Below are 9,627 nucleotides of genomic sequence, written 5' to 3' on the forward strand. Positions count from 1 at the left end.
GAGCCCCCGCTCGGTGCCGCCGCGTCGCTGCAGGAGGAAGGCTACGCACTCGATGTTTCGACCGTGCGACGCGATTCGTGCCGCGGAGCGCCGCCGTGGTGCGATGGGACGGTGACGGACGACGCGAAGGCCCCGGTGCTGCCCACCGAGCGGCGCGGGCGGCAGTACCTGCTGCTCGGCCTCATCGGAGTGATCGGCGGGGTGCTCTCGGGCGCGTTCGGAGTCGGCGGCGGCATCGTGATGGTGCCGATGCTGGTCGCGTGGGCCGGGATGGACCAGCGCCGCGCCTCCGCGACCTCGCTGCTCGCGATCGCGCCCACGTCGGTCGCCGGCGCCTTCGGCTACGCGCTGGCCGGGCAGGTCGCCTGGATCCCGGCGGCGGTCATCGCCGCGGCGGCGATGCTCGGCGCGGTCCTCGGCTCGTGGCTGCTCGCGCGGCTCCCGCTGGGCGTGCTGCGCTGGCTCTTCGTCGCCCTGCTGGTCGCGGCGGCGGTGCGGATGGCCCTGTTCGGCTCGAACGAGACCGGCGACGTGGCGGAGGGCTGGGCCGTGTGGCCCGGCTTCGTCGGGCTGGGCGCGGCGATGGGCGTCGCCTCCGGTCTCTTCGGGATCGGCGGGGGCGCGATCGCGGTGCCGGTGCTCGTGGGTGCCTTCGGACTCGCCGACCTGCTCGCCAAGGGCACGTCGCTGGCGGCGATGATCCCGACCGCCATCAGCGGCTCGATCGCCAACGCCCGCCGCGGACTGCTCGACGTGCGGGCGGGGCTCGTCGTCGGCTTGACCGCGACCGCGTCCTCGTTCGCCGGAGTGGCTCTGTCGTTCCTCCTCCCCGCGCGGCTGTCGGGGATCCTCTTCGCGGCGCTGCTCCTGCTGGCCGCGCTGCAGCTGGCGCTGAAGGCGCGGCGGCGCGCCTGATCGTCGTGCGCCCCTGCCCGATGGCGGGCCCCGCCGTCAACGCCCTTCTCGCGGTCGGCGGCGCGGCTCTAGCGTCCTGACGACGGCGGTCCGGCGGGCGGGCGCCGGGAGCGGAGGGACCCCATGGCGGTCGCGGACGGCGGGCGGCGGAGCGCGGACGGCGGGCAGCGGAGCGCGCCCCGGGGAGGGCCCGCGTTCTTCCGGAACGAGGCACCCGGCATCCACCGGATCGAGCACGCGTACACGAACCTGTACCTGCTCGAGGAGGGCGGCCGGATCACGGTCGTCGACGCGGGACTGCCGCGCACCTGGCCGCACCTGCTGCGCGCCCTCGAGGTGCTCGGGCGCGACGTCTCGGACATCGACGCCCTGGTGCTCACCCACGCCCACTTCGACCACGTCGGCGTCGCCCGGCGCCTCGCCGAGCGGGGCGTCCCCGTGCTCCTGCACCCGGCCGATGCACCGCTGGCCGCGCACCCGTACTCGTACCGGAGGCAGCGCACCCCGTTCGTCTACCCGCTGCGGTACCCCTCGGCGATCCCCGTGCTGGGAGCGATGGCGCGCGCCGGCGCGCTGGCCGTCCCTCCGCTGACGACCACGGTCGCCCTGCGCGCGGGCGAGACGCTCGACGTGCCGGGATCGCCGACCGTGCTCGCGACTCCGGGGCACACCGACGGCCACGTCTCGCTGCACGTCGCCGACCGCGGAGCCGTGATCGGCGGCGACGCCCTCGTGACGCTCGACCCCTACTCGGCGCGCACCGGTCCGCATCTGGTGGCGCGCGCGGCGACGGCCGACACCGCCCGCTCGCTCGCGTCGCTGGACGTGCTCGCGGCGACGGGGGCGCAGACCCTGCTGCCGGGGCACGGCGAGCCGTGGCGCCTCGGAGTGGCGGCGGCCGCGACGCAGGCGCGGCGCGCGCCGATGGCCTGAGCGGTCAGCCGGCGATCAGTGCCGTGAGCCGATCGGCGGCCGCGGTCACGCTCGAGACCGCGCTGAGCGTCACCAGGCACGCGACACCCCAGAACCAGGTGCGACCGGGAGCCCGGGCGCTGCGGCGGTCGAACGCGAGCCACCAGGCGCCGACGACCGAGACGCAGGCCGCGATGACCGAGCCGAGCGCCATCCGCACGTGGTCCTCCGGGCCGGGGGACGACCACGAGTTCGTCGCGAGCAGGATCGCGAGCGGGACGACGATCACGGCCAGGACGCCGAGGAGGACGGCGTGACGGGACGAGCGCTGATCGGGTCGAGGAGGTGCCGTCGGTGCAGTGGTCATGACTCGTCCCCCGTCGTGCCGGGAGCGTCCCGGCAGGGCGACGCTACCTCGGCGGCACTCCGGAGTCACCGGAACGGGGGAGAATCGGTAGCGATGTCACCTCGAGTCGCATGAGCGCGTTCACCTACCAGGCCGCGTCGATCCCCCTCCGCCTCGCGAGTGCCGGGATGGTCGTCGCCCTCCCCGTCCTCGCCGTCGAGCGCCTCGACGACGTCGCGCTCGGCGGTCTGCTGACCGGCGCCGCGCTGTTCCCGAGCGTCGTCGCGGCGCCGCTCGTCGGCACCGTGCTCGACCGGGTGCGGCACCCGCGCCGGCTGCTGGTGGCGTCGGCCGTCGCGACGGCGGCGGCGTTCGCGCTCGCCGCGTTCCTCGGCGACGTGCCGACCCTCCTGATCGCGCTGCTCCTCGTGCTCGCCGGACTCTCGACGCCGGTCTCGATGGGCGGCATGTCGAGCTTCGTGACCAGCGCGATCCCGGATGCGCGCCGCGCCTACGCCCAGGACTCGCTCTCGTACAACGTGGCGTCGATCGGCGGGCCGGCGCTCGCCGGGCTCGCGATCGCCGTCGCCGACGCGCGGGCCGCGATGCTCCTGATGGCCGGGCTCGCCCTCGTCGGCGTGCTCGGCTCGCTGGCCCTGCGGATGGACGCCCGCCCGGCTCCCACCATCGGCGTGCGCCGCACGATCGCGGCGGGAGTGACCCACCTCGTCCGCCACCGCCCGATCGCGGTCGTCACCCTCTCGGGCACGCTGAGCCAGATCGGAGGCGGCGCGGCGGGGGTCGCGGCGATCGCGCTGTCGATCGAGCGGCTGGGCTCCACGGCCGGAGCGGCGTGGATCCTGACGGCCTTCGCGATCGGCGGACTGCTGGGCGCGGTCGCCGTGGCCGCCCGCCGCTGGACGCAGCGCCCGCCGTCGTGGGTGATGGGCGCGGGCTTCGCCGCGACCGGCGCCTCGCTCCTGCTCGCCGCTCCGGATCTGGGCATCGTCGTCGTGATCGTCGCGTTCGCGGTGGCCGGGGTGTTCACCGCCCCCGCCAACGCGGCGATGCTGATGCTGCGCGACCAGGAGAGCCCGGCGGCCGTCCGCTCGCAGGTGTTCACGATCGGCGCGGGACTGCGGGCGGCCGCCGCCGCAGTGGGCGCGACGCTCGCGGGCGCGGCCTCGGGACTCGACGCGGGCTGGCTCGTGACCGGGATCGCGGCGATCTGGATCGTCTCGGGAGCGCTGCTCCGGGCCTTCCCGCGGCCCGGCACCGTCTCCTCGCCGCAGGACATCGGCTGAGAAGGGGGTCTCTCGCCTGACAGCCGAGAGACCCCCTCGTCAGCCGAGGTTCTGCGCGCGGATCAGGCGGCGACGCCCGCGAGGCTGCCCGTGGTGAGGCCCTCGGGGTCGGTGATCAGGCAGTTGATCGTGCGGTCCCCGCCGCCCCAGCTCTCGGCGGTGGGGTAGTAGTAGCTGAAGTCGTACTTCGACTCCTGGTAGGTCAGGCCGACGAAGGCGTCGTACGCGGCGACGCACTCGTCCTCGGCCTGCTGCGTGGTCGCCTCCTCGCCGGGGTACTCGTCGGCCTCGGCCATCGTGACGTTCTGGAAGACCTCGTAGCTGTGCGGCTCGGTGCACGGCACGGTCGGCACGTCGGTGACCTCCGTGGCCTCCTCGGTGAGCTCGTCGTTCAGGCAGTCGCCGACGCGGAGCTGGAACACGTCGGTGGTGCCGCCCTCGGTGATCTCGCCCGACTCCTCGTCTCGGGTCTCCCCGCCGGCCAGGCTGTTCAGGCCGGAGCAGCCGCCCAGGCCGAGCGCGAGGGCCGCTGCCGCGACCAGGACGAGGGAGGAACGACGGCGGTTCATGGAGGACTCCTGGTTCTGCGAGGACGGATCGCGTCCACGGGACAACGGACTCCCCCAACCTAGGGCTCCGGCGACTCCGACTGCAGGGGGATGCGGGAGGGGACGTCCAGGCAGGAGGAGTCGAATGGGTGCATGGCTCAGAAGACGGTCGCGGACCAGCTCATCGCCCAGCTCATCGATGCCGGGGTCTCCCGGATCTACGGCATCGTCGGGGACTCCCTCAATCCGATCGTCGACGCGGTGCGCAGAAGCGGCGGCTCGGCGAAGGGAGGGATCGACTGGATCCACGTGCGCAACGAGGAGGCCGCGGCCTTCGCGGCCGGCGCCGAGGCCCAGCTGACCGGGAGGCTGGCCGTCTGCGCCGGCAGCTGCGGTCCGGGCAACCTGCACCTGATCAACGGCCTCTACGACGCGCACCGCTCGGGCGCCCCCGTGCTGGCGATCGCCAGCCACATCCCCAGCGGCGAGATTGGCTCCTCGTACTTCCAGGAGACGCATCCGGACCGCCTCTTCGTCGAGTGCTCGAACTACCGGGAGCTGGTGTCGACCGCCGCGCAGGCGCCGCGCGTGGTGAACGCCGCGATGCGCAGCGCGGTGGCCCTGGGCGGCGTGGCCGTCGTGACTCTGCCCGGCGACGTGGCCGAGTTCGAGGCCGTGGGGGAGTTCCCGGCGTTCGTTCTGCCCGCGCCGGCCGTGCTCGTGCCGGACGACGGCGACGTGCGAGCGCTCGCCGCCGCGATCGACTCGGCGAAGACCGTCGCGATCTTCGCGGGCGCCGGGGTGCGGAACGCGCACGACGAGGTCGTCGCCTTCGCCGAGCTCGTCGGAGCGCCCGTCGGGCACAGCCTCCGCGGCAAGGAGTGGATCCAGTACGACAACCCGTACGACGTCGGCATGACCGGCCTCCTGGGCTACGGAGCCGCCCACGCGGGCATCCACGACGCCGATCTGCTGATCCTGCTCGGCACCGACTTCCCCTACGAGCAGTTCCTGCCCGACGCGTCCGAGGTCGTCATCGCGCAGGTCGACACCGACGCGTCCAAGCTCGGGCGCCGGGTGAGCGTGGCGCATCCTGTGCACGGGGACGTCGGCGCGACCCTGCGCGCCCTCACTCCGCTCGTGCAGCGCAAGAGCCACCGCTTCCTCGAGAAGACGCTGAAGAAGCACGAGAAGCTCGTCACCGGGGTCGTCGGCAAGTACACCGAGGTCGAGAAGCGCCGCCCGATCCACCCCGAGCTCGTCGCCTCGACACTCGACGGACTGCTCTCGGAGGACGCGATCGTCACCGCCGACACCGGCATGGGCAACGTCTGGCAGGCGCGGTACATCACTCCCAACGGCCGCCGCCGCCTGATCGGCTCGTACCTGCACGGCTCGATGGCGAACGCCCTGCCGCAGGCGGTCGGCGCGCAGCTCTCGCACCCCGGACGGCAGGTCGTCTCGCTCAGCGGCGACGGCGGGCTCTCGATGCTGATGGGGGAGCTCGTGACGGTGGCCGCGTACCGGCTGCCGGTCACGATCGTGGTCTTCAACAACTCCACGCTCGGGCTGGTGAAGGTCGAGATGCTGGTGGACGGCTTCCCGGACTTCGCGGTCGACGTGCCGATGGTGGACTACGCGAAAGTGGCGGAGGCCGTCGGCATCCGCGGGATCCGCGTCGAGGATCCGAAGGACGTCGAGGGTGCGCTGCGCGAGGCGCTCGCCGAGGACGGCCCGGTCCTGGTCGACGTGGTGACGGATCCGCTCGCCCTGTCTCTGCCGCCGACGGTCACCGGCGCGCAGGTGAAGGGCTTCGCGCTGGCGATGTCGAAGATCGTGATGAACGGCGGGGCCGGCGAGGCGATCGCCCTCGCCCGCTCCAACGTGAAGCACGCGCTGCCGTGAGGGGACTGGCGTCGGGGACCTGGTTCGTGCGCGGCTCGAGCCTGCCGCTGTGGCGGGGGAGGGAGGGGGTCGCGATCACCTACGCGCCGCTGCCGAGCGGTGAGGTCGCCGATGTCGTCAGCTGGCGCGGCCGACGCGCGACGCGGTACGTCGTCGGTCTGGACGCCCCCGATCCGCTCGACCCCGACGGCTTCCGCTGGCGCGGGGTCGAGCCGCTGACGCTGCTCGCGCGCAGCCGCTGGTCGTTCGTCGCGGCCGACGAGGAGGCGGGCTGGGCGCTCACCCGGTTCGCGCGCACGCCGTTCACGCCGGCGGGAGTCGACGTGTACGTGCGCGAGGCGCATCCCGCTCCCGGGGTGCTGGCGGCGGCGCTGCGGGCGTGCGCGGCGGATCCGCGGACGGCGGCGCTGCGGCCCCGGATGTTCGAGGTGGCGCCCTAGGCGCCCTCGCCCGCGAGCGACACCGAGTCGGCGTCCATCCGCTCGCCGCACTCGGCGCAGTGCAGCACCGGATCCAGGCGCGCGCCGCAGCGGTGCTGGTACGGCTGCCGCGCCGACGGCTCGCGGGCCCAGCGCTCGCCCCAGGCGGCGAGGGCGATCAGCACGGGTACGGCGTCGCGCCCGGCCTCGGTGAAGCGGTACTCGAAGCGGGGCGGCCGCTCGGAGTAGGCGACGCGCTCGATCACGCCGTGCTCCTCCAGGGTGCGCAGCCGCGCGGTCAGGACATCGCGCGGGGCGCCCGTGAAGGCCCGGATGCGGTCGAAGCGGTGCTCGCCGAACGCGATCTCGCGCAGCACCAGCAGGCTCCAGCGCTCGCCGAGCACCTCGAGCCCGGCGGCGATGGGGCAGGCGCGGGGCGTGATGCCGACGGTGGTCACGGGGTCTCCGATCCGGCGCCGAGCGCCCGGGTCCTGTGAGTTGGGAATTCCAACCCACTACTCCGATGTTGCCCGATGCAGAGGTCGCGACCGCCGCGACCCGCAGAATCGGGAGATCCCACCATGACATCACTCCACGGAGCCGTCGTCCTCGTCACCGGAGCGAACGGCGGACTCGGCTCCGAGTTCGTCGCGCAGGCCCTCGCGCGCGGCGCGGCCAAGGTCTACGCCGCCGCCCGTCGCCCGAAGGAGTGGGGCGACGAGCGCATCGTGCCGCTCGTGCTCGACGTGAACGACGCGGAGTCGGTGGCCGCAGCCGTCGAGGCGGCTCCCGACGTGACGGTGCTGGTCAACAACGCGGGCGTCTCCGGAGCGAGCTACAGCCTGCTCGAGCTCTCGACGCAGGAGCTGCGCGACGTGATGGAGACGAACTTCTTCGCCCCCGTGCTGCTCGCGAAGGCGTTCGCGCCGCGGCTGTCCGAGGCCTCGGGTGCGGCGATCATCGACGTCCACTCCGCCCTCAGCTGGTTCGCGGTGGCCGGCGGCTACAGCGCTTCGAAGGCGGCGCTGTGGTCGGCGACCAACTCGCTCCGCCTGGAGCTCGCTCCGCAGGGCGTGCACGTGCTGGGGCTGCACGTCGGCTACGTCGACACCCCGATGGCCGCGGGCGCCGAGGGGCCGAAGGCGAGCCCGGTCGACGTGGTCGGTCAGACCTACGACGGACTCGAGTCGGGCGCCTTCGAGGTGCTGGCCGACGAGACGAGCCGTCAGGTGAAGTCGGGTCTGGCCGCGCCGATCGAGGCGGTCTACCCCCAGCTCACGGGCGCCTGACGCCTGCAGAACGTCAGCCGGGAGCGGTCCTCGCGCACGATGGTGGCTGAGGACCGCTCCCGGCTGAGGTCGTGGTCGGCTACTCGCCGAGGGTGATCGCCTGGGCCTCCACCAGCTCCGGCTCCTCGCCGTGCGCATCGGCACGGGCCAGCGTCCGGCGGCCGAGCAGCACGATCAGCGCGGCGACGAGCACGGCGCCGGCGGCGGCGTACATCGGGAACGCGGGCGAGATCGCGGCGGCGACGGCCGAGGCGGCGGGCGGCGCGATCGCTCCGCCCAGGAACCGCACACCCGAGTAGGCGGAGGAGGCGACCGAGCGGGGCAGGTCGGTCGCCTCCATCACGCACTCCGTGAGCACGGTGTTGACGACGCCCAGCAGCAGGCCGCCGACGATGATGCAGACGATCAGGCCCACGCGCGACGAGATCGCGAGGCCGCCGGCGACGAGGTCGAGCGCCAGCAGCACCAGCACCGAGCGCAGCACCACGGTGCGCGGCAGACGGGCAGTGAGCAGCGGGGCGGCGAAGACCGACGTGATCGCGACTCCCAGGCCCCAGCCGAAGAACGTGAAGCCCAGTCCCATCTCGTCCAGGCCCAGCGGGTACGGCGTGTAGGCGAGCAGCACGAAGAAGCCGATGTTGTAGAAGAGCGCGGCACCCGCGAGAGTGCGGATCGCGGGGACCCGCAGGGCTCTGAACGGCGCCGAGAGCGGAGTCGGGGCCGGCCGGGGACCGTCCTCGCGCAGCAGGGTCGCGATGGCGATGAAGCCGACCGCCATCAGCACGGCGGTGCCGAAGAACGGACCGCGCCACGAGACGCTGCCGAGCAGGCCGCCCAGCAGCGGGCCGATCGCGATGCCGACGCCCAGCGCGGCCTCGTAGAGCACGATCGCCGCGGAGCTGCCTCCGCTCGCCGCCCCGACGATGGTCGAGAGCGCGGTCGAGATGAAGAGCGCGTTGCCGAAGCCCCAGCCCGCGCGGAAGCCGATGACCCCCTCGACGCTGCCGGCCGTGCCCGCCAGCGCGGCGAACACGACGATCAGCACGAGGCCGATCATCAGCGTCTTCTTGGCGCCGATGCGGCTCGAGAGCCAGCTGGTGAAGAACATGACGACGCCGGTGATCACGAGGTAGCTGGTGAACAGCAGCGACGTCTCGGTCGGGGTCGCCTCGAGGCTCTCGGCGATGGCCGGGAGGATCGGATCGACCAGGCCGATGCCCATGAAGGCGATGACGGCCGCGAAGGCCACGGCCCAGACGGCGAGCGGCTGCCGGAGGATCGAGCCGCCGGCGGGGGAGTGGGCGGGAGTGGACACGGAGGGTCCTTTCGGGGAGGGGATCACGAGATGCGCCGCACGCGCTCCTCGACGAGGGCGGCCGCGCGCTCGAGCACGCGCCGGTCGTCGTCGTCGAGGTCGTCGAACAGGGGCGCCAGGGCGGAGTCGAGGCGGAGGCGGTGCTCGCCGAGGGCGGTGAGGCCCGCGTCGGTGGCCTCGATGAGCCAGGCGCGACCGTCGCTCTCGTCGTGCACCCGGCGGATCCAGCCGGCCTCGTCGAGCCGGGCGATCAGCCCGGTCATCGTGGGCTGCGTCACGCGCACGCGCTCGGCGAGCTCGCCGAGGCGCAGCGGGGCGGAGGTGCGCAGCTCGGCGAGCGTCGACCAGACGGCGCCGGACTGCGCGCCGAGCCCGGTGGCTCCGCTGGAGCGACCGGCGTACCGCGCGAGGGCGGTGGCGGCGGAGGCGAGGCGCACGGGGGCGGAGGGGGTGGGCACGGGGATAAACATAGCACGCCTATGTAATTCCCTAGCAGGGCTCGGGTGATGGTGGGTCTCGATACGCCCCTGCGGGGCTACTCGACCAGCGAAGGGCGGCGCGGCTGATCGAGCAGCCCGCGCAGCGGGCGCCTTCCCTTGCTGATGGAGCAGCCCGCGCAACGGGCGCCTTCCCTTGCTGATCGAGCAGCCCGCGCAGCGGGCGCCCTCCCTTGC

General features: G+C 73.6%; 11 protein-coding genes. 6 read left to right on the forward strand and 5 right to left on the reverse strand.

Annotation, left to right across the window (positions count from 1 at the left end):
• The first annotated feature begins 111 nt into the window (after positions 1-111).
• Positions 112-915, forward strand: coding sequence for a sulfite exporter TauE/SafE family protein (locus C1I63_RS19710; protein WP_170116345.1), 804 nt, complete (start codon positions 112-114; stop codon positions 913-915).
• A 123-nt stretch (positions 916-1,038) separates the two neighbouring features.
• The gene (locus tag C1I63_RS07730; protein ID WP_107574397.1) at positions 1,039-1,848 is read left to right on the forward strand and encodes an MBL fold metallo-hydrolase; all 810 of its coding nucleotides are present in this window, start codon (positions 1,039-1,041) and stop codon (positions 1,846-1,848) included.
• A gap of 4 nt (positions 1,849-1,852) precedes the next feature.
• Here C1I63_RS07730 and C1I63_RS07735 read toward each other — a convergent pair whose 3' ends face one another.
• A complete protein-coding gene (locus tag C1I63_RS07735) occupies positions 1,853-2,194 on the reverse strand; it encodes a hypothetical protein (protein ID WP_107574398.1) in 342 nt (113 codons plus the stop codon).
• A gap of 110 nt (positions 2,195-2,304) precedes the next feature.
• On the opposite strand from C1I63_RS07735, the gene C1I63_RS07740 reads away from it, so the two are divergent.
• A complete protein-coding gene (locus C1I63_RS07740; RefSeq protein WP_107574399.1) occupies positions 2,305-3,477 on the forward strand; it encodes an MFS transporter in 1,173 nt (390 codons plus the stop codon).
• Between the two features lie 62 nt (positions 3,478-3,539).
• Here the strand turns inward: C1I63_RS07740 and C1I63_RS07745 are convergent, their stop codons facing one another.
• Positions 3,540-4,046: a septum formation family protein gene (locus tag C1I63_RS07745; RefSeq protein ID WP_082480949.1), complete on the reverse strand. Its 507-nt coding sequence runs from the start codon at positions 4,044-4,046 to the stop codon at positions 3,540-3,542.
• Between the two features lie 132 nt (positions 4,047-4,178).
• Here C1I63_RS07745 and C1I63_RS07750 point away from each other — a divergent pair, with 132 nt between their 5' ends.
• Both C1I63_RS07750 and C1I63_RS07755 read left to right on the forward strand, forming a co-directional pair.
• Positions 4,179-5,930 (forward strand): pyruvate dehydrogenase, encoded by a 1,752-nt coding sequence (locus C1I63_RS07750; protein WP_107574400.1) that lies wholly within the window; start codon positions 4,179-4,181, stop codon positions 5,928-5,930.
• Entirely contained in the window at positions 5,927-6,370 is a 444-nt protein-coding gene (locus tag C1I63_RS07755; RefSeq protein ID WP_107574401.1) for a hypothetical protein, read from the forward strand. Before C1I63_RS07750 ends, C1I63_RS07755 begins: the two co-directional genes overlap by 4 nt.
• Here C1I63_RS07755 and C1I63_RS07760 read toward each other — a convergent pair.
• On the reverse strand, positions 6,367-6,807 hold the full coding sequence (locus C1I63_RS07760; protein ID WP_244907005.1) for a winged helix-turn-helix transcriptional regulator: 441 nt from the start codon (positions 6,805-6,807) through the stop codon (positions 6,367-6,369). The two genes, C1I63_RS07755 and C1I63_RS07760, sit on opposite strands and share 4 nt — an antisense overlap.
• 123 nt (positions 6,808-6,930) lie before the next feature.
• Between C1I63_RS07760 and C1I63_RS07765 the strand changes: the two genes are divergently transcribed.
• Positions 6,931-7,638 (forward strand): SDR family oxidoreductase, encoded by a 708-nt coding sequence (locus C1I63_RS07765; RefSeq protein ID WP_107574403.1) that lies wholly within the window; start codon positions 6,931-6,933, stop codon positions 7,636-7,638.
• A 79-nt stretch (positions 7,639-7,717) separates the two neighbouring features.
• Here the strand turns inward: C1I63_RS07765 and C1I63_RS07770 are convergent, their stop codons facing one another.
• Together C1I63_RS07770 and C1I63_RS19715 are read right to left on the reverse strand one after the other, a co-directional pair.
• Positions 7,718-8,953 carry an MFS transporter gene (locus tag C1I63_RS07770; protein WP_107574404.1) on the reverse strand — a complete coding sequence of 412 codons (1,236 nt, stop codon included), beginning with the start codon at positions 8,951-8,953 and terminating at the stop codon, positions 7,718-7,720.
• Positions 8,954-8,976: 23 nt separating this feature from the next.
• The gene (locus C1I63_RS19715; RefSeq protein WP_170116346.1) at positions 8,977-9,411 is read right to left on the reverse strand and encodes a MarR family winged helix-turn-helix transcriptional regulator; all 435 of its coding nucleotides are present in this window, start codon (positions 9,409-9,411) and stop codon (positions 8,977-8,979) included.
• Positions 9,412-9,627 lie beyond the last annotated feature (216 nt).

It is taken from the genome of Rathayibacter caricis DSM 15933 (assembly GCF_003044275.1).
Lineage (GTDB): Bacteria > Actinomycetota > Actinomycetes > Actinomycetales > Microbacteriaceae > Rathayibacter > Rathayibacter caricis.

Bases quoted from the DNA above. Each gene is read 5' to 3' on its own strand.
- C1I63_RS07730 (WP_107574397.1), top strand. From the start codon at position 1,039: ATGGCGGTCGCGGACGGCGGGCGGCGGAGCGCGGACGGCGGGCAGCGG.
- C1I63_RS07735 (WP_107574398.1), bottom strand. From the start codon at position 2,194: ATGACCACTGCACCGACGGCACCTCCTCGACCCGATCAGCGCTCGTCC.
- C1I63_RS07740 (WP_107574399.1), top strand. From the start codon at position 2,305: ATGAGCGCGTTCACCTACCAGGCCGCGTCGATCCCCCTCCGCCTCGCG.
- C1I63_RS07745 (WP_082480949.1), bottom strand. From the start codon at position 4,046: ATGAACCGCCGTCGTTCCTCCCTCGTCCTGGTCGCGGCAGCGGCCCTC.
- C1I63_RS07750 (WP_107574400.1), top strand. From the start codon at position 4,179: ATGGCTCAGAAGACGGTCGCGGACCAGCTCATCGCCCAGCTCATCGAT.
- C1I63_RS07765 (WP_107574403.1), top strand. From the start codon at position 6,931: ATGACATCACTCCACGGAGCCGTCGTCCTCGTCACCGGAGCGAACGGC.